The sequence below is a fragment of the Acinetobacter sp. MYb191 genome (genome assembly GCF_037572605.1).
GTDB classification, from domain to species: domain Bacteria; phylum Pseudomonadota; class Gammaproteobacteria; order Pseudomonadales; family Moraxellaceae; genus Acinetobacter; species Acinetobacter johnsonii.
This window is the reverse complement of record NZ_JBBGZP010000015.1, coordinates 142793-159431: the sequence shown is the minus strand read 5'-3', so window position 1 is coordinate 159431 and position 16639 is coordinate 142793. Positions and strand designations below refer to the sequence as shown.

Here is a 16639-nt window from a genome sequence, read left to right as displayed (position 1 = left end):
CCTAATTAGCCTACTGAAATCAACAGGTCTTGATCAGATTAACCTTGACGCTGCTTATGACGAGGTTCTGCGCTACAAATTACGCGAATAACCCCATTACGACGGATAACTTTACAGCTACCACAAATTTTCTTTACAGAAGCTTGTACTTTCATGATGAAACCTCAAGTGCGCTTATCCCTTAGGATGAGCAGTCGTTTTTCTCATTAACGTTTGATTATAGTACTGATGCGAGGTGAGATGTGCTTGCAGCTGAGCCATAAAGTCCATCACTACCACCACAACAATAAGCAAAGATGTCCCACCTAAAGAGAATGGAATACCAAATGAGCTTTGTAAAATCATCGGCATTAAGCAAATGATGGTGATATAAATCGCGCCAATAAATGTCAAACGGTTAAGAATATGATCTAAGTAACGAGCAGTTTGCTCACCTGGACGAATACCAGGTACATAAGCCCCGCTGCGTTTCAAGTTTTCCGATACTTCTTTCGGGCTAAATACAAGCGCTGTATAAAAGTAACAGAAAAAGATAATTAACGCACCAAAGAGCACCAAATACAACGGCTGACCAGGCGAAAGCACCAATGCCAAATCTTGCAAACTACGTTTGATAATACCCGCATTCGGATCTGCACTACCCACCCATTGCCCTAAGCTCGCAGGGAACAAAAGCAATGAACTTGCGAAAATCGCTGGGATCACACCGGCCATATTAATTTTCAATGGCAAATGCGACTGCTGTGCAGTAAATACACGACGTCCTTGTTGTTTTTGAGCATAGTTTACCGGAATACGACGTTGCGCCTTCTCAATAAACACAATTGCAGCTAATACAGCCAGAGACAACACGCCAAAAATCACCAAGCCAATTAGACTGGTTTGACCATTATCTACTGATGATATTGATTGCAGAATTAAATTCGGCAAACCTGCAACAATACCGGCGAAGATGATCATGGAAATACCATTGCCCACCCCACGTTCGGTAATTTGCTCACCTAACCACATCAAGAACATTGTACCTGCAACCAAAGAGGTTACAGCTGGTACGTAGAAAGCCAGACCTGCAGTTAAGGTAATCCCTTGACTGATCAGACCAGCACACATCCCAATTGCCTGCACAAGTGCAAGGAACAATGTACCCTGTCGCGGTTATTTATTAATATTACGCTTGCCTTGTTCGCCTTCTTTCTTTAAAGCTTCCAGCGAAGGAATAACTGTAGACATTAACTGCACGATAATCGATGCAGAAATGTACGGCATAATCCCAAGAGCAAGAATGGACATACGCTCTAATGCACCACCTGAAAACATGTTAAACAAACCAAGGATCGTGCCTTGGTTTGCATTAAAAAGATTTTCAAGTGCGGCATTATTAATGCCTGGTACTGGAATATGTGCTCCTAGTCGAAAAACCAATAATGCACCGATGAGAAACATCATGCGGCGAATAATTTCACGGTATTTCACATGAAATGGCTGGCCTTTCATCATATTGACATGACCTGAAGAACTAGGAGACATAGACACTAGCGATTACTCCTCGACTTTACCGCCAGCAGCTTCAACAGCAGCTTTAGCGCCTTTAGTCACAGCAACACCTTGAACAGTGAATGCACGAGTAATTTCACCAGAAAGTACGATACGAGCACGTAACATATCTTTACGTACAACGTTTGCAGCTTTTAAAGTTTCCAGGCTAACGATGTCACCTTCCACTTTAGTAAGCTCAGATAAACGTACTTCAGCAGTTTTCAAAGCGATTTGGCTAGTGAAACCGAATTTAGGTAAACGACGATATAACGCAGTTTGACCACCTTCAAAGCCTGGACGAGTACCACCGCTCTTACGTGAATTCTGACCTTTGACACCACGGCCACCAGTCTTACCAACGCCAGAACCGATACCACGGCCTAGACGACGATTTTCACGTTTTGCACCTTCAGCAGGTGCAAGCTCATTTAAACGCAGAGTCATGGCTTATTCCTCTACACTAACCATATAGTAGACTTGGTTGATCATACCACGGTTAGAAGGCGTATCTTGCACTTCTACAGTATGACCAATACGACGCAGACCTAAACCTTGTAGGCTAAGCTTGTGATTTTTCAAGCGATGCGCAGAAGATTTAGTCTGGGTAACTTTAATCGTTTTCATGATTGATTACCCTTGAATTTGTTCTACTGTAAGACCACGTTTCGCAGCAACCTTCTCAGGAGAAGTCATATCACGCAGACCATTAAAAGTCGCGTTTACTACGTTTGCAGCGTTAGTAGAACCATAACATTTTGTTAATACGTTACGTACGCCTACAGCTTCTAGAACTGCACGCATAGCACCACCAGCGATTACACCAGTACCTTCAGAAGCAGGCTGCATGTAAACACGGCTTGCACCGTGACGCGCGTTAATAGGGTGCTGTACAGTACCGTTAACAAGGTCAACAGTAATCATGTTGCGACGAGCAGCTTCAAGTGCTTTAGAAATAGCAGCTGGAACTTCACGTGCTTTACCACGACCAAAACCTACACGACCATTACCATCACCAACCACAGTCAACGCTGTGAAAGAGAAGATACGACCACCCTTAACAACTTTGGCTACACGATCAACGGCAACCAGCTTTTCAACAAGACCTTCGTTTTGTTCAACTTTAGCCATGATTAGAACTCCAAGCCGTTTTCACGAGCAGCATCAGCCAAGGCTTTGATACGACCATGATATTTGAAACCAGAACGGTCAAATGCAACTTTAGTAACACCAGCTGCTTTAGCGCGTTCTGCGATTAAAGCACCTACTTTAGTAGCTGCTTCAACGTTACCAGTTGTGCCAGCACGTAAAGTAGCATCTAAAGTTGAAGCTTGCGCTAAAACTTTGCCACCATCTGCTGAAATAACTTGAGCGTAGATGTGACGCGGAGTGCGGTTTACACACAAACGAGTCGCACCCAACGCACGGATGTGCAAGCGTGTGCTTTTCGCACGACGCAAACGGGATTGTTTCTTTTCGTTCATAAGAACCTCGCGCCTTATTTCTTCTTAGCTTCTTTACGAAGTACAACTTCGTCAGAATAACGAACACCTTTACCTTTATAAGGCTCTGGTGGACGGTAACCACGGATATCTGCAGCAACCTGACCTAAACGTGCTTTATCAGCAGATTTAAGAACAATTTCAGTTGCTGTAGGAGTTTCAGCAGTTACACCTTCAGGAAGCGTATAGTCGATCGGGTGAGAGAAACCAAGGTTAAGGTTAACAATGTTACCTTTAACCGCAGCTTTATAACCAACACCGATAAGTTGTAACTTACGTTCGAAGCCTTCGCTCACACCTTTTACAAGGTTGTTAAGCACAGCGCGAGCAGTACCAGCTTGCATCCAAGCGTCTTTCGACTCAGCTTTTGGAGCAATCGCTAAAATACCGTCTTCCTGTTTAAGCTCGACCAGCGCATGCAGGGTGAAAGACAAAGTACCTTTGCTACCTTTCACTTCGACCTGCCGGCCGTTCTGAGTAACTGTTACACCGTTAGGTACAGTTACTGGGGCTTTAGCCACACGAGACATGAGGAATCACCTATTAAGAAACAAAAGCAATAACTTCACCACCGATACCTGCAGCACGTGCAGCGCGATCAGTCATGATGCCTTTGCTTGTAGAAACAATTGCAATACCTAAACCTTGCTTAACGCTCGGAAGTGCATCTTTACCGCGATACTGACGTAGACCTGGACGGCTTACGCGTTTCACAGTTTCGATAACTGGTTTGCCTTCGAAATACTTTAAAGTCAAAGTAAGAGTTGCTTTGCCTTCAGCATCAGCAACTTCTACATTTGAAATGTAACCTTCTTGTTGAAGGACGTTTGCAATAGCAACCTTCAACTTAGAGTTAGGCATAGAAACTGTTTGTTTCTTTGCCATTTGCGCGTTACGAACACGAGTTAACATGTCGGCAACGGTATCTTGCATACTCATCTATAGCGCTCCTTACCAGCTTGCCTTAACAACGCCCGGTACATCACCTTGCATTACTGTATCGCGTAATTTGTTACGGCTTAAACCGAACTTACGGAAGTAACCATGAGGACGACCAGTTAAACCACAACGGTTACGTAAACGTACTGGAGACGCATTACGTGGTAATGCTTGGAATTTCATCATCGCTTCGAAACGCTCTTCGTCGCTAGCATTTACGTTTGCAATAACAGCTTTTAATTCAGCACGTTTTGCAGCGTATTTAGCAACAGTAGCTTCGCGTTTCAATTCGCGATTAATCATACTTTTCTTAGCCATATCGACCTCTTATTTGAACGGGAAGCCGAATGCACGCATAAGCGCACGGCCTTCGTCATCGGTGCGAGCAGTCGTAGTGATGGTAATATCCATACCACGAATACGATCAATCTTATCAAAATCGATTTCAGGGAACATGATTTGTTCCTTAAGACCCATTGAGTAGTTGCCGCGACCGTCAAATGATTTCGCAGAGAAACCACGGAAGTCACGGATACGAGGGATCGCAATCGAGATTAGACGGTCTAAGAATTCGTACATGCGTTCGCCGCGTAAAGTAACTTTACAACCAATCGGCCAACCATCACGGATTTTGAAACCAGCGATTGATTTGCGAGCTAACGTAAGAACTGGTTTTTGACCAGCGATAGCTTGCATATCAGCAAGAGCACCATCAAGGAGTTTTTTGTCAGCAGCAGCTGCGCCAACACCCATGTTGATCGTGATTTTAGTAATGCGAGGAATATCCATCACATTTTTAACGGCTAAAGTCTCTTGTAATTGAGCCTTAAGTTCGTCGTTGTAACGCGTTTTAAGTCTGGCCATTGCCTTTTCAACCTATTACTTCGCTACCGCCACTGATTCACCATTTGACTTGTAAACGCGAGTTTTCACGCCTTCAGTCACTTGGTAACCAACACGGTCAGCCTTTTGGGTTGTAGCATTAAAAATTGCCACGTTAGAGATATGAAGCGAAGCTTCTTGTGTAACTACAGCGCCTTCAGCACCTGTTGCACGGTTCGGCTTTTGATGCTTCTTAACCAAGTTAAGGCCTTCAACCATAACACGGTCATTTGAAACAGACAGAACAGTACCCTGTTTGCCTTTTTCTTTACCTGCGATCACAATAACTTGATCGCCTTTTTTAATCTTAGCCATGATTGCCTCTTATAGAACTTCAGGAGCCAGTGAAATAATTTTCATGAACTGTTCAGTACGAAGTTCACGAGTCACTGGTCCGAAAATACGAGTTGCAATCGGCGCTTTGTTGTTGTTCAAAATAACAGCAGCGTTATCGTCGAAACGAATCACTGAACCGTCTGGACGACGGATACCGAATTTTGTACGAACTACAACAGCATTCATCACGTCACCTTTTTTAACACGTGCGCGTGGAATAGCTTCTTTTACAGTAACTTTAATAATGTCGCCAACAGAAGCATAACGACGGTGTGAACCACCAAGTACTTTAATACATTGTACGCGGCGAGCACCACTATTGTCTGCTACGTCTAGCATACTTTCGGTTTGAATCATTGCCCTACTCCAAAACCGAGCATCACCGGTCACAATTTCGAAAGGCTCAAAGAGTACTCGAAATTAACCGATGATGCAACAGATACGTCTAATTACTCAGCAGCAGCTTCAACAACTTCAACTAGAGTCCAAGACTTAGTTTTAGAAATTGGGCGGCTTTCTTTGATAGTCACAACGTCGCCAGTTTTAGCTGTGTTGTTCTCATCGTGAGCATGTAATTTAGTTGAACGGCGGATTGATTTGCCATACAACGGGTGTTGAACGCGGCGTTCGATAAGTACAACAATAGACTTGTCCATTTTGTCGCTTACTACTTTGCCGGTTAACGTGCGAACTGTTTGTTCACTCATTGTCCGTTCCCCTGTTTTTCGGTAAGGAGTGTCTTAATACGAGCAATTGTCTTACGAGTAAGTGCAACTTCGTGCGATTTACCCAATTGACCAGTTGCTTTTGCCATACGAAGACGGAATTGGTTAAGCTGTTGCTCATCAAGCAAAGCTGTCAACTCTTCTACCGACTTTTCACGTAGATCTTTAGTTTTCATTACATTACCGTCCGAGTCACGATAGTGGTTTTAAACGGAAGTTTAGCAGCTGCAAGCGTAAACGCTTCGCGAGCCAATTCTTCGTTAACACCATCAATTTCGTACAAGACTTTACCTGGTTTGATTTGACAAACCCAGTATTCCACAGAACCTTTACCTTTACCCATACGCACTTCAAGAGGCTTAGAAGTAATCGGCTTGTCTGGGAAAACACGGATAAAGATCTTACCACCACGTTTAATACGACGGCTGATTGTACGACGCGCTGCTTCAATTTGACGAGCAGTCATTTGACCACGCTCAACAGATTTAAGTGCGATTGTACCAAAAGATACCGAGCTACCGCGGTGAGCTAGACCAGTGTTACGGCCTTTCTGCACTTTACGGAATTTAGTACGTTTAGGTTGTAACATGGATTATTCTCCTTTTTCAGCAGAACGATCATTGCGACGACCACGACGCTCTTGACCTTCACCACGACCACGACCGCGTTTAGCTGGACGTTCTTCAGCTGGAGCTGGGTTCATGACTTGTTTCATGCCACCCAAGATCTCACCACGGAAGATCCAAACTTTAACACCAATCGTACCGTAAGTCGTTTCAGCACGCATAGTTGAATAATCGATGTCTGCACGAAGTGTATGCAAAGGTACGCGACCTTCACGATACCACTCAGTACGAGCAATCTCAGCACCACCTAAACGGCCTGATACTTCAACTTTGATACCTTTAGCACCAGCACGCATTGTGTTTTGAACCGCACGCTTCATAGCACGACGGAACATTACACGTTTTTCTAATTGAGAAGCGATAGCTTCAGCAACTAAACGAGCGTCTAAGTCTGGGCGATCGATTTCATTGATGCTTACTTGCGCTGGAATACCCATAATTTGAGTAAGTTCACGCTGTAGTTTCTCAATGTCTTCGCCTTTTTTACCGATAACGATACCAGGACGTGCAGTGCTAATAGTTACTTTAGCAGCGCCCGTAGGACGTTCGATAAGAATATTGCTGATCATTGCATTCTTAAGTTTTTTAGTTAAAAACTCACGAACTTGAAGATCTTTAAGCAAGTATTCAGCGTATTGTTTCGGACTCGCATACCAGTTGGCGTTATGACGTTTTACAACACCAAGGCGGATACCGATTGGATGAACCTTCTGACCCATATCAAACCCCTACCTTAACGGTAATGTGACAAGTACGCTTAGTAATACGATCTGCACGGCCTTTAGCACGTGGCATAATACGTTTAAGGCTAGTGCCTTCATCAACGTAAATCGTAGTAACCTTAAGGTCGTCTACATCTAAACTGTTATTGTGTTCAGCGTTTGCAATTGCAGATTCCAATGCTTTTTTAACCAAAACTGCAGCTTTTTTGTTGCTGAAGTTGAGAATATTAAGCGCGTGAGCAACAGATTTGCCACGGATTAGGTCTGCAACCAAACGAGTTTTTTGTGCCGAGATAGCGGCACCGCGTAATTTAGCAGTAACTTCCATCATAGCACCTTAACGTTTAGATTTCTTGTCAACACCGTGACCACGATAGGTACGAGTTGGCGCGAATTCACCAAGTTTGTGACCAACCATATGTTCAGATACGATCACTGGAACATGGTTACGGCCATTATGTACAGAAATTGTTAAACCAACAAAATCTGGGAGGATCATCGAACGACGCGACCAAGTTTTGATCGGCTTACGGTTATTAGCCGCGATAGCCGCTTCAACCTTAGCGAACAAGTGCGCATCGACGAATGGGCCTTTTTTCAGAGAACGAGGCATTGTCAGATTCCTTTACTTGTTACTTAACGCGACGGTCGCGAATAATCATCTTAGTCGTACGCTTATTGGTACGTGTCTTGTACCCTTTAGCTTTTTGACCCCATGGGCTTACAGGTTGAATACCTTTGCTACGACCTTCACCACCACCGTGCGGGTGATCTACTGGGTTCATCGCCATACCACGAACGGTAGGACGAACGCCACGCCAGCGTGCTGCACCTGCTTTACCAAGTGAACGAAGGTTGCTTTCTTGGTTAGAAACTTCACCAAGAACTGCACGGCACTCAACGTGAATTTTACGCATTTCACCAGAACGTAAACGAACGATAGCGTAAGAACCGTCACGACCCAACAACTGAACTGAAGTACCAGCAGAACGAGCTAATTGCGCGCCTTTACCGATTTTAAGTTCGATGTTGTGAAGAGTAGAACCGATAGGCATGTTGCGAAGCGGTAAACAGTTACCTGGACGAATTGGAGCATCGTTACCAGATTGAACTTTATCGCCAGCGCGAAGGCCTTTAGGCGCGATGATGTAGCGACGCTCACCATCAGCATACAATACTAGTGCAATGTGTGCTGTACGGTTAGGATCGTATTCAATACGCTCTACAGTTGCAGGAATACCATCTTTGTTACGTTTAAAGTCAACTAGACGGTAGTGCTGCTTGTGACCGCCACCAACGTGACGAGTCGTGATGTGACCGTTGTTATTACGACCACCAGTACGTTTTTTAGCTTCAACCAACGGAGCATAAGGCGCACCTTTGTGAAGATGGTCGTGAACGACTTTCTCTACAAAGCGACGTCCAGGAGACGTTGGCTTACATTTTTGAATTGGCATAATTCTCGTCCTTATTCCGCTGCGCTTTCAGCGGTATCGCCCAAGTCAGCCATTTCAACATCTTGGCCAGCTTTCAGGGTGACGTATGCTTTTTTAACATCAGAACGACGTCCTAATGTTTTACCAAAGCGTTTAGTCTTACCTTTAGTGATCGTTGTGTTAACTTTAACAACTTGAACACCAAACAATTGCTCAACAGCTTTTTTGATTTCAAGTTTGTTTGCATCAAGTGCAACTTTGAAAACTTGAACACCAGCAGTTTCGCCTAAAACTTGTGCTTTTTCTGAGAATACAGGTCCTTGTAGGACTTGATAGATACGTTCGTTGTTCATCCGAGTTCTACCTCAATTTTCTTAGCAGCAGCTACAGACATAACAACTTTATCGAACGCAATCAAGCTAACAGGATCGATAGCAGCAGCATCAACCACATCAACGTGTGGAATGTTGCGCGCTGCAAGGTATAGATTCTCATCTACAGATTCTGTAACGATCAATGCACGAGTAGCATTCAAGTCGTTAAGTTTTGCAAGCAACTCTTTAGTTTTTGGAGCAGCAACAGCAAACTCTTCAACCAATACAAGACGATCTTGGCGAACAAGTTCAGCTAAGATACATTGCATTGCACCGCGATACATTTTGCGGTTAACTTTTTGAGACCAATCTTGTGGGCGAGCAGCAAAAGTTTTACCACCACCTACCCAGATTGGGCTACGAATAGAACCAGCACGAGCGCGACCAGTACCTTTTTGACGGAATGGCTTTTTGCCACCGCCAGAAACGTCTGCACGTGATTTCTGAGCTTTTGAACCTTGACGGCCACCAGCTAAATAAGCTGTAACAACCTGGTGTACAAGAGCTTCATTGAATTCACGACCGAACGCAACTTCTGATAATTCAACAGCAGAGCCGGAAACAGTATTTAAATTCACGTTATTTCCCCTCAGGCCTTGATCGTAGGACGAACAGTTACGTCACCACCAGTAGCGCCAGGAATCGCACCTTTCACTACTAAAACTGAACGTTCTGCGTCGATAGATACAATTTCTAGACCCTGCACAGTTACGCGCTCAGCACCTAAATGGCCAGCCATTTTTTTGCCTTTGAACACGCGACCAGGAGTCTGGTTTTGACCTGTAGAACCCAGAACACGGTGAGAAAGTGAGTTACCGTGAGTAGCATCTTGCGTACGGAAATTCCAACGCTTAACACCACCTTGGAAACCTTTACCTTTCGACTGACCAGTTACGTCAACAACTTGACCAACTGTGAACATGTCTACACCGATAGTTCCACCAACTTCACGACCTTCAAGATCAGCTTCTGTTGCACGGAATTCTTGAACTAGACGACCAGCAGCAACACCCGCTTTCGCGAAGTGACCTTTCTGAGCGTTAGTTACGCGAGATTCGCGACGTTCACCAGTAGTGATTTGAATCGCTTGATAACCATCAGTTTCAAGCGTTTTGATTTGAGTGATGCGGTTAGGATCAACCTCAATCACTGTAACAGGCACAGAAACACCAGCATCTGTAAAGATACGTGTCATACCGCACTTGCGACCGACTAAACCAATAGCCATGTGCATAAACCTCTAAAAAAGCGGCCTAATTAACTTAGAGCGTTAATTAACCCGAAAGCCTTAACCCAATGCGATCTGAACATCAACACCAGCTGCAAGATCTAACTTCATCAATGCATCTACAGTTTTGTCTGTAGGCTGAACGATGTCGATCAAACGTTTATAAGTGCGGATCTCGTATTGGTCACGCGCATCTTTGTTAACGTGTGGTGATGTTAAAACGTTAAAACGTTCAATGCGTGTAGGCATTGGAATTGGACCACAAACTTGTGCACCAGTACGTTTTGCTGTTTCTACGATTTCTTGAGCTGATTGATCAATTAAACGGTGATCAAAAGACTTCAAACGGATACGAATTCTCTGGTTAGACATACCAGTAAACTCCAAGCCAAATATATAAAGAATCACTCCTGACGCATCTCACCCCACTAAAAGGTAAGTGTCAAGAGCAGTGAAATATCACTAAGGTCATGATCGATGCCACGACTGTCACGATGTTAACTACTTTATTCGCAGTTAACCCCCTTTCATTAAAGGGTCGCTCATTATAGCCATTGTTTAATGCATAAGCAAATCCATTTTTGGTTTTTTACAATATATTCAATTTGTTTGGATTATCAGTAGCTTAAAAAAGCATCAACAGACTGTTTGCCGTAACACATAATCAATTGCATTATTAAGAATTTGATTTCCCTCAATAAAGTTTAATTTCGGCGATTTTTTCAATTCTGTTTCAGTTGCCACGTATTGCCCCGAAAACTTATTCAGTTCGTCATCATTTTCTAAAAAGAGTGCCAAGGTTTCTGGCACGATCTCTGGGTGAAATTGAAAACCCAATACATTCTTTCCAATTTGGTACATTTGATTACGACAGACGGTATTTTCAGCCAAATGTACAGCACCTTTTGGAATTTCAAAGGTCTCGCTATGCCATTGCATCACATTAAACTGTTCAGGTAACTCAAAGCATTCTGTTGGGACGTGCTGGATTTTGCGTACTGTCGCCCAACCCAACTCCTGTTGTTCATTGCGACTGACCGCGGCACCGAGCGCATTGGCAATCAATTGCCCACCCAAGCATAAACCAATCGCGGGTTTTCCTGCGGCCAAGTAACGTCTTAACCAACGCTTCTCGATCTTTAACCATGGAAAATTCACTTCATCATTCACACTCATGGTACCGCCCATAATGATGAGTAAGTCAACATCCTCAATGCTCGGTAAAGCCTCTATCTCTAAGGCTTGATCTATAGGTAAAGCAAAAAACTCTGTTGCACTGATCACTGCACCTTGTTGTTTTAAATACGTATAGCAACTGCCGAACCCTTCACCAGCAATATGCTGAAAATAATGTACTTTTAAATGCGACGTCATGCGCTTATGCCTTCTTTTTACTATCCTTATCGATGATTTAGCAAAATTGACGCCAACTTTTTATTTTGCTTACCTTTATTCACATTTGTTCAATTTTCTCGCCTATTTAGAAACTTTCTCTTAAGCTAAAAACAATTTAGCGCTTTATGATGAGTCAATTCGTGAAAAAAAATCCGCAAACTGCCTTGGTTCATGCACCAAGACAAGCGCCTCAGTACATTTCAACGGTCCAACCTCCCCTGTATCGTGCATCGACAATTATTTTTAAAGATACAGATGCACTGTTTAATCGCCATTGGACCGATGACTATGACTATAGTTATGGCACCCATGGCACCCCCAGCACATTTACACTGGGCGATAACATTGCACAAATTGAGGGTGGAACCTACTGCTTATTGGCACCAAGTGGTTTATCTGCCATCAACCTAGTGAACTCATGTTTTTTAAGTCATGGTGATGAAGTTTGGGTAGCGGATAATATTTACGGGCCAAACATGGAGAATCTTCGTAATCTAGAAAAACACTATGGCATTGATGTTCGTGTTTATAACCCTATTGATGTGTCCTCTTTCCAACCGACGGAAAAAGCAAAACTGATTTGGCTAGAAGCAGCAGGCTCAGTCACACTGGAATTTCCAGATTTGGTTGGACTGGTGAAAAAGGCGCAAACGTATCATGTGCTCACTGCTTTAGACAATACATGGGGCGCTGGTCTTGCCTTTAATGCTTTTGATTTTAGTGATGAGCATTTAAGTGTAGATGTGACGGTACATGCTTTAACCAAGTACCCAAGTGGCGGTGGAGACATTTTAATGGGCTCAGTCGTGACACGTGAGCGAGCTTTACATCATCAACTCTTTCGCACGCATGCCATTCAAGGCATTAGCGTCTCTGGGGATGATGTTGCTCAAGTCCAACGCAGTCTAGCATCAATGCGCATTCGTTATGCCGCGCAGTCTGAAAGTGCGTTGCAACTCTTGGCATGGCTAAAACAACAACCAGAATTTGTGCAGGTCTTACACCCTGCTGACTCGAGTGCTGCAGGTCATTCATATTGGAAAGACATTTGTGTCGATCAACACAGTGCAGGTTTGGTCAGTGTCATTTTCAAGCCTGAATTTGATCTGCAGGATATTCGTCAGTTTTGTGATGCCCTATCACTCTTCAAACTCGGCTTTAGTTGGGGCGGTCCTGTGAGTTTGGTGATGCTGTATGACCTCAAAGACATGCGTGCACTTGAGCATACACATTTACAACAAGGTTTATTGGTTCGCTTTTGTATAGGACTAGAACATCCTGCCGATTTAATTCAAGATATAGAAAACGCACTAAAACAACTGAATAACCATCACAAAAAAATTGAATAGGAAGAAGTATGAGCACCCCGATCATCATTGCCAAGAAAACCACGAATACCCAACAAGATGTTGTTCTACACTCGAAGTTTGCCAACCGTCATGGCTTAATTGCAGGGGCAACAGGGACAGGTAAAACCGTAACCCTGAAGGTGTTGGCTGAAAGTTTTTCCAGACTCGGGGTGCCCGTATTTTTAGCCGATGCCAAAGGTGATGTTTCCAGCTTAGCGCAGGCAGGCGCATCCAACCCAAAATTTGATGAACGCATTAAAAGTTTAGGCATCGACAGCATTCCCTTTGCTGCCTCACCCGTGGTGTTTTGGGATTTATTTGCTGAACAAGGTCATCCTATTCGTACCACGATTACCGAAATTGGCCCGCTGTTGCTGGCACGTATGCTGAATTTAAATGACACCCAAGAAGGGGTACTTTCTGCGGTATTTCGTATTGCAGATGATCAAGGCATGTTACTGATCGACTTTAAAGACTTAAAAGCCATGATTGGTTATGTCAGTGAACATGCCGCAGAGTTTAAAGCCGAATATGGCAACCTATCTCCTGCCAGCCTTGGCGCGATTCAACGGAATTTATTGGCACTGGCCGATCAAGGCGGTGATCAATTCTTCGGGGAGCCCAGCTTAAATATTCTAGACTTTATTCAGACCGACAGTAATGGTCATGGCTATATCAATATCTTAGCCGCAGACAAGCTCATGAATACTCCAAAGCTCTATGCCACTTTTCTGCTCTGGATGCTCTCTGAACTCTTTGAACAGCTGCCTGAGGTTGGCGATATGGACAAGCCCAAGCTAGTGTTCTTCTTTGATGAAGCGCATTTGCTGTTTGATAATGCCAGTGCAGCGCTGCAAGAAAAAATTGAACAAGTGGTGCGCCTGATCCGCTCCAAAGGGGTTGGTATTTACTTTGTCACGCAAAACCCACTGGATTTGCCTGAAAGCGTCCTAGGACAGCTCGGTAATCGCGTACAACACGCCTTACGTGCCTTTACCCCGAAAGATCAAAAAGCAGTAAAAACGGCTGCGGATACCTTCCGTGCCAACCCTGAATTTAAGGTTGAGCAAGCCATCACTGAACTAGCTGTGGGTGAAGCTTTGATTAGTTGCTTAGATGAACAAGGCACGCCGCAAGTCGTGGAGCGCGCATGGGTGATGCCACCCTACTCGTCTTTCAGTCCTATTAGCCCAGAGCAACGTCAAACCTTAATTTCACAAAGTATCGTGGCAGGCATTTATGAAAAAAGCCTAGACCGTGAAAGTGCTTTTGAACTTCTACAAAATAAAGTGGTTGAACGCCAACAACAAGCGGTACAGATAGAGCAAGAGAAACAACAAGCCAAAGAACAAGAGGCGCTAGCGAAACAGCAGGCCAAAGAAGCTGAAACACTAGCGAAGCAACAAGCACGTGAGCAAGAGCGGATTGCGAAAGAACAGCAGAAAGAAGCTGAACGTGAAGCAAAACAGCGTGAGAAGCTGATTCAAGATACAGTGGGGACGTTCGCTAAAAGTGCAGCACGTAGCCTTGGGGGCAGTACGGGACAAAAAATCGTCCGTGGTTTACTCGGCTCTTTGTTTGGTCGTAAGTGATCTACTTTTTAAATCTAAAAATCAAAACTTATGGGATATTCATATATCCCATATAAAAGTTAAGCTTTTATTTAAAGATGTATTTACATTGCATCTTTAAAGGTATATTTTAAATACATCTTATAAATGATAGCCAAGAGAGATCAAACATGACTCCGCAGCAAATTGACCTTGTAAAAGCAACTGTTCCCGTCCTTCGTGAAAACGGTGTCGCACTCACAGGTTATTTTTATAACCGTATGTTAGGCAATAATCCTAATTTAAAAGAAACCTTTAATATGGGGCATCAACGCAGTGGTGCTCAAGCCCAAGCTTTGGCGGGTGCTGTGTTGGCCTATGCAGAAAACATTGAAGATCCTTCTGTATTGCTTCCTGTGGTTGAACTAATCGCTCACAAACATGTCAGCTTGAATATTCAAGCCCCTGACTACAACATTGTTGGGGAAAACCTCCTCCATTCGATTAGTGAAGTTTTAAGTATTTCAATGGAAGATCCATTGATTGATGCTTGGGCTACAGCGTATGGTCAATTGGCTGATTTATTCATTAGCACTGAAAAAGCGATTTATGAGCAACATCAACAAACCAAAGGTAGCTGGTTAGGCTGGCGCAACTTTAAAATCGCGAAGAAAGTAGTGGAAAGCGATGAAATCACTTCTTTCTATCTTGCCCCTGTGGACGGTGGTGATTTACCAAAATATGAAGCAGGTCAGTACATTTCAGTCCGTGTATTTGTTGAGGAACTTGGTCTAAAACAACCTCGCCAATACACCCTTTCAACTAGCCCTCAAGCTGACTATTTACGTATCTCGGTCAAACGCGAAGATGAAAAAGGCGATTTGGCAGGAGGCTGGGTGTCAAATACTCTGCATGGTTTAGCCGAAGGTGCTGAAATTGAAGTGTCTGCACCAACAGGTAACTTCTACCTGATTGACCCAAACAAACGTAATGTTTTTATTAGTGGTGGTGTTGGCCTCACGCCAATGGTGGCGATGCTAAATCAGTTGGTGACTTTAGATATGCCAGAGCCTGTGACTTTTGTACACGCCTGCCGTAGCAAACAAGTGCATGCCATGAAACAACACATTCATGACTTAAAAGCCAAATACCCGCGCTTAAGCACCTTTACTGCATATGAGTTCCCACATCAAAGCGATGTTTTGGGTCAAGATTATGATGCGAAGGGTCGCCTTGATTTGAGTACAATCGATAGCGCGATTCTACCTGTTCAAGCTGACTACTACTTATGCGGCCCAATGCCATTTATGGCAGAACAACAAAAAGCCCTGATAGCCCGTGGTGTTCCTGCCGAAAATATTCACAGTGAAGCTTTTGGCACAGGTGGTGTTCACCACTAACCCATGCCATCGGCATAAAATAGAGAGGGTTAGTCAGGTTATGCTAGACTAGCCCTTTGTTTTTTTGCTTATCAACGATCAGTACCCTCATGCAGCTCAATAAATTTACCGATTATGCTTTGCGAATTCTGATGTATGTTTCACAGCCGAAAGCACTGCCGCATACCATTGCAGAACTGGCGCAAGCACTACAAGTGTCTGAAAACCACTTGATGAAAATCGTACACTTTATGGCAAAACAGCAGTGGATTATTACTGCACGTGGTCGTGGCGGTGGAATTCGGCTCAATCCAGAAACCCTCCATTTAAGACTGGGCGAAATTGTACGGGTCTTACAAGCGGATCAGAACATTGTGGAATGTAACACCCCACCTTGTGTACTCCGTTCAAATTGCGGACTGAAAGGGATCTTAGATCAAGCACTGGATCAGTTCTATCACAGCTTAGACCAATATACATTAGCTGATGTACTGGGCACTGAGGCTCATAATAAATTCACGACCCACTCACCGATTAACCTGATCAATCTTGCAAATTAAGGTCTTTTATAGACAAGATTACGGACTTTACGCTGCAAAGGTCGATTGCCTGCTCGACTTCCATTATAATGGCTGATTGTAGATCATAAATTGAAGTTGAGTT

Annotated in this window: 26 protein-coding genes and 2 pseudogenes; 4 read left to right on the top strand and 24 right to left on the bottom strand. The window is 43.8% G+C overall.

The window, feature by feature from the left end; translation table 11 throughout:
- Positions 1 to 38: 38 nt before the first annotated feature.
- The 24 genes and pseudogenes from rpmJ to WH214_RS10860 all read right to left on the bottom strand — a co-directional run bounded on the left by rpmJ (position 39) and on the right by WH214_RS10860 (position 11677).
- The gene (gene rpmJ / locus WH214_RS10975) at positions 39 to 155 is read right to left on the bottom strand and encodes a 50S ribosomal protein L36 (protein ID WP_000867907.1); all 117 of its coding nucleotides are present in this window, start codon (positions 153 to 155) and stop codon (positions 39 to 41) included.
- A 19-nt stretch (positions 156 to 174) separates the two neighbouring features.
- A pseudogene (gene secY / locus WH214_RS10970) lies at positions 175 to 1494 on the bottom strand (preprotein translocase subunit SecY).
- Positions 1495 to 1539: 45 nt separating this feature from the next.
- Positions 1540 to 1980 carry a 50S ribosomal protein L15 gene (gene rplO, locus WH214_RS10965; RefSeq protein ID WP_004691300.1) on the bottom strand — a complete coding sequence of 147 codons (441 nt, stop codon included), beginning with the start codon at positions 1978 to 1980 and terminating at the stop codon, positions 1540 to 1542.
- Between the two features lie 3 nt (positions 1981 to 1983).
- On the bottom strand, positions 1984 to 2160 hold the full coding sequence (gene rpmD, locus WH214_RS10960; RefSeq protein WP_004691302.1) for a 50S ribosomal protein L30: 177 nt from the start codon (positions 2158 to 2160) through the stop codon (positions 1984 to 1986).
- A 6-nt stretch (positions 2161 to 2166) separates the two neighbouring features.
- A complete protein-coding gene (gene rpsE, locus WH214_RS10955; RefSeq protein ID WP_004691304.1) occupies positions 2167 to 2664 on the bottom strand; it encodes a 30S ribosomal protein S5 in 498 nt (165 codons plus the stop codon).
- Between the two features lie 2 nt (positions 2665 to 2666).
- Positions 2667 to 3017 carry a 50S ribosomal protein L18 gene (gene rplR / locus WH214_RS10950; protein WP_004650473.1) on the bottom strand — a complete coding sequence of 117 codons (351 nt, stop codon included), beginning with the start codon at positions 3015 to 3017 and terminating at the stop codon, positions 2667 to 2669.
- 14 nt (positions 3018 to 3031) lie between these two features.
- Positions 3032 to 3565 (bottom strand): 50S ribosomal protein L6, encoded by a 534-nt coding sequence (gene rplF / locus WH214_RS10945; protein WP_004691306.1) that lies wholly within the window; start codon positions 3563 to 3565, stop codon positions 3032 to 3034.
- Positions 3566 to 3578: 13 nt separating this feature from the next.
- Positions 3579 to 3974, bottom strand: coding sequence for a 30S ribosomal protein S8 (rpsH, locus tag WH214_RS10940; RefSeq protein WP_004691308.1), 396 nt, complete (start codon positions 3972 to 3974; stop codon positions 3579 to 3581).
- A 12-nt stretch (positions 3975 to 3986) separates the two neighbouring features.
- Entirely contained in the window at positions 3987 to 4292 is a 306-nt protein-coding gene (gene rpsN, locus WH214_RS10935; RefSeq protein WP_004691309.1) for a 30S ribosomal protein S14, read from the bottom strand.
- Between the two features lie 9 nt (positions 4293 to 4301).
- Entirely contained in the window at positions 4302 to 4838 is a 537-nt protein-coding gene (gene rplE, locus WH214_RS10930; protein WP_004691311.1) for a 50S ribosomal protein L5, read from the bottom strand.
- Positions 4839 to 4853: 15 nt separating this feature from the next.
- A complete protein-coding gene (gene rplX / locus WH214_RS10925; protein ID WP_004691313.1) occupies positions 4854 to 5171 on the bottom strand; it encodes a 50S ribosomal protein L24 in 318 nt (105 codons plus the stop codon).
- Positions 5172 to 5180: 9 nt separating this feature from the next.
- A complete protein-coding gene (gene rplN, locus WH214_RS10920) occupies positions 5181 to 5549 on the bottom strand; it encodes a 50S ribosomal protein L14 (RefSeq protein ID WP_004657680.1) in 369 nt (122 codons plus the stop codon).
- 92 nt (positions 5550 to 5641) lie between these two features.
- A complete protein-coding gene (gene rpsQ / locus WH214_RS10915; RefSeq protein ID WP_004691314.1) occupies positions 5642 to 5899 on the bottom strand; it encodes a 30S ribosomal protein S17 in 258 nt (85 codons plus the stop codon).
- Entirely contained in the window at positions 5896 to 6093 is a 198-nt protein-coding gene (gene rpmC, locus WH214_RS10910) for a 50S ribosomal protein L29 (RefSeq protein WP_004650482.1), read from the bottom strand. Before rpmC ends, rpsQ begins: the two co-directional genes overlap by 4 nt.
- Positions 6093 to 6506 carry a 50S ribosomal protein L16 gene (rplP, locus tag WH214_RS10905; protein ID WP_004691317.1) on the bottom strand — a complete coding sequence of 138 codons (414 nt, stop codon included), beginning with the start codon at positions 6504 to 6506 and terminating at the stop codon, positions 6093 to 6095. Before rplP ends, rpmC begins: the two co-directional genes overlap by 1 nt.
- A pseudogene (rpsC, locus tag WH214_RS10900) lies at positions 6446 to 7262 on the bottom strand (30S ribosomal protein S3). The gene rplP and the pseudogene rpsC overlap by 61 nt, the downstream one beginning before the upstream one ends.
- Before the next feature lies 1 nt (position 7263).
- Positions 7264 to 7593: a 50S ribosomal protein L22 gene (gene rplV, locus WH214_RS10895; protein ID WP_004691320.1), complete on the bottom strand. Its 330-nt coding sequence runs from the start codon at positions 7591 to 7593 to the stop codon at positions 7264 to 7266.
- 9 nt (positions 7594 to 7602) lie between these two features.
- Positions 7603 to 7878: a 30S ribosomal protein S19 gene (rpsS, locus tag WH214_RS10890; protein ID WP_004281508.1), complete on the bottom strand. Its 276-nt coding sequence runs from the start codon at positions 7876 to 7878 to the stop codon at positions 7603 to 7605.
- Between the two features lie 19 nt (positions 7879 to 7897).
- Complete coding sequence (rplB, locus tag WH214_RS10885) at positions 7898 to 8722, bottom strand: 50S ribosomal protein L2 (protein WP_004691322.1); 825 nt, start codon at positions 8720 to 8722, stop codon at positions 7898 to 7900.
- A gap of 11 nt (positions 8723 to 8733) precedes the next feature.
- Positions 8734 to 9054 (bottom strand): 50S ribosomal protein L23, encoded by a 321-nt coding sequence (gene rplW / locus WH214_RS10880; protein ID WP_004691323.1) that lies wholly within the window; start codon positions 9052 to 9054, stop codon positions 8734 to 8736.
- Positions 9051 to 9653 carry a 50S ribosomal protein L4 gene (rplD, locus tag WH214_RS10875; protein ID WP_004691326.1) on the bottom strand — a complete coding sequence of 201 codons (603 nt, stop codon included), beginning with the start codon at positions 9651 to 9653 and terminating at the stop codon, positions 9051 to 9053. The genes rplW and rplD overlap by 4 nt, the downstream gene beginning before the upstream one ends.
- An 11-nt stretch (positions 9654 to 9664) precedes the next feature.
- Complete coding sequence (rplC, locus tag WH214_RS10870; protein WP_004691328.1) at positions 9665 to 10303, bottom strand: 50S ribosomal protein L3; 639 nt, start codon at positions 10301 to 10303, stop codon at positions 9665 to 9667.
- Positions 10304 to 10363: 60 nt separating this feature from the next.
- On the bottom strand, positions 10364 to 10675 hold the full coding sequence (gene rpsJ / locus WH214_RS10865; protein WP_000070912.1) for a 30S ribosomal protein S10: 312 nt from the start codon (positions 10673 to 10675) through the stop codon (positions 10364 to 10366).
- Between the two features lie 264 nt (positions 10676 to 10939).
- Positions 10940 to 11677 carry a type 1 glutamine amidotransferase gene (locus WH214_RS10860; RefSeq protein ID WP_339422126.1) on the bottom strand — a complete coding sequence of 246 codons (738 nt, stop codon included), beginning with the start codon at positions 11675 to 11677 and terminating at the stop codon, positions 10940 to 10942.
- A gap of 161 nt (positions 11678 to 11838) precedes the next feature.
- Here WH214_RS10860 and WH214_RS10855 point away from each other — a divergent pair, with 161 nt between their 5' ends.
- The 4 genes from WH214_RS10855 to WH214_RS10840 all read left to right on the top strand — a co-directional run bounded on the left by WH214_RS10855 (position 11839) and on the right by WH214_RS10840 (position 16536).
- On the top strand, positions 11839 to 13047 hold the full coding sequence (locus WH214_RS10855) for a PLP-dependent transferase (protein ID WP_339422125.1): 1209 nt from the start codon (positions 11839 to 11841) through the stop codon (positions 13045 to 13047).
- A gap of 8 nt (positions 13048 to 13055) precedes the next feature.
- A complete protein-coding gene (locus tag WH214_RS10850) occupies positions 13056 to 14639 on the top strand; it encodes a helicase HerA-like domain-containing protein (protein ID WP_339422124.1) in 1584 nt (527 codons plus the stop codon).
- 149 nt (positions 14640 to 14788) lie between these two features.
- Positions 14789 to 15997 (top strand): NO-inducible flavohemoprotein, encoded by a 1209-nt coding sequence (gene hmpA / locus WH214_RS10845; RefSeq protein WP_067762922.1) that lies wholly within the window; start codon positions 14789 to 14791, stop codon positions 15995 to 15997.
- Positions 15998 to 16086: 89 nt separating this feature from the next.
- Positions 16087 to 16536 (top strand): RrF2 family transcriptional regulator, encoded by a 450-nt coding sequence (locus WH214_RS10840; protein ID WP_339993350.1) that lies wholly within the window; start codon positions 16087 to 16089, stop codon positions 16534 to 16536.
- The last annotated feature ends 103 nt before the right edge of the window (positions 16537 to 16639 follow it).

What these genes read in the sequence shown, in the direction of transcription:
- rpsQ (WP_004691314.1), bottom strand. Translation starts at nt 5,899, where the DNA reads ATGAGTGAACAAACAGTTCGCACGTTAACCGGCAAAGTAGTAAGCGAC.
- rpsS (WP_004281508.1), bottom strand. Translation starts at nt 7,878, where the DNA reads ATGCCTCGTTCTCTGAAAAAAGGCCCATTCGTCGATGCGCACTTGTTC.
- rplX (WP_004691313.1), bottom strand. Translation starts at nt 5,171, where the DNA reads ATGGCTAAGATTAAAAAAGGCGATCAAGTTATTGTGATCGCAGGTAAA.
- rplE (WP_004691311.1), bottom strand. Translation starts at nt 4,838, where the DNA reads ATGGCCAGACTTAAAACGCGTTACAACGACGAACTTAAGGCTCAATTA.
- rplP (WP_004691317.1), bottom strand. Translation starts at nt 6,506, where the DNA reads ATGTTACAACCTAAACGTACTAAATTCCGTAAAGTGCAGAAAGGCCGT.
- rplO (WP_004691300.1), bottom strand. Translation starts at nt 1,980, where the DNA reads ATGACTCTGCGTTTAAATGAGCTTGCACCTGCTGAAGGTGCAAAACGT.
- hmpA (WP_067762922.1), top strand. Translation starts at nt 14,789, where the DNA reads ATGACTCCGCAGCAAATTGACCTTGTAAAAGCAACTGTTCCCGTCCTT.
- rpsE (WP_004691304.1), bottom strand. Translation starts at nt 2,664, where the DNA reads ATGGCTAAAGTTGAACAAAACGAAGGTCTTGTTGAAAAGCTGGTTGCC.
- rpmJ (WP_000867907.1), bottom strand. Translation starts at nt 155, where the DNA reads ATGAAAGTACAAGCTTCTGTAAAGAAAATTTGTGGTAGCTGTAAAGTT.
- rplF (WP_004691306.1), bottom strand. Translation starts at nt 3,565, where the DNA reads ATGTCTCGTGTGGCTAAAGCCCCAGTAACTGTACCTAACGGTGTAACA.
- rpmD (WP_004691302.1), bottom strand. Translation starts at nt 2,160, where the DNA reads ATGAAAACGATTAAAGTTACCCAGACTAAATCTTCTGCGCATCGCTTG.
- WH214_RS10850 (WP_339422124.1), top strand. Translation starts at nt 13,056, where the DNA reads ATGAGCACCCCGATCATCATTGCCAAGAAAACCACGAATACCCAACAA.
- rplR (WP_004650473.1), bottom strand. Translation starts at nt 3,017, where the DNA reads ATGAACGAAAAGAAACAATCCCGTTTGCGTCGTGCGAAAAGCACACGC.
- rplW (WP_004691323.1), bottom strand. Translation starts at nt 9,054, where the DNA reads ATGAACAACGAACGTATCTATCAAGTCCTACAAGGACCTGTATTCTCA.
- rpmC (WP_004650482.1), bottom strand. Translation starts at nt 6,093, where the DNA reads ATGAAAACTAAAGATCTACGTGAAAAGTCGGTAGAAGAGTTGACAGCT.
- WH214_RS10840 (WP_339993350.1), top strand. Translation starts at nt 16,087, where the DNA reads ATGCAGCTCAATAAATTTACCGATTATGCTTTGCGAATTCTGATGTAT.
- rpsH (WP_004691308.1), bottom strand. Translation starts at nt 3,974, where the DNA reads ATGAGTATGCAAGATACCGTTGCCGACATGTTAACTCGTGTTCGTAAC.
- rplN (WP_004657680.1), bottom strand. Translation starts at nt 5,549, where the DNA reads ATGATTCAAACCGAAAGTATGCTAGACGTAGCAGACAATAGTGGTGCT.
- rpsJ (WP_000070912.1), bottom strand. Translation starts at nt 10,675, where the DNA reads ATGTCTAACCAGAGAATTCGTATCCGTTTGAAGTCTTTTGATCACCGT.
- WH214_RS10860 (WP_339422126.1), bottom strand. Translation starts at nt 11,677, where the DNA reads ATGACGTCGCATTTAAAAGTACATTATTTTCAGCATATTGCTGGTGAA.
- rplV (WP_004691320.1), bottom strand. Translation starts at nt 7,593, where the DNA reads ATGGAAGTTACTGCTAAATTACGCGGTGCCGCTATCTCGGCACAAAAA.
- rplB (WP_004691322.1), bottom strand. Translation starts at nt 8,722, where the DNA reads ATGCCAATTCAAAAATGTAAGCCAACGTCTCCTGGACGTCGCTTTGTA.
- rpsN (WP_004691309.1), bottom strand. Translation starts at nt 4,292, where the DNA reads ATGGCTAAGAAAAGTATGATTAATCGCGAATTGAAACGCGAAGCTACT.
- rplC (WP_004691328.1), bottom strand. Translation starts at nt 10,303, where the DNA reads ATGGCTATTGGTTTAGTCGGTCGCAAGTGCGGTATGACACGTATCTTT.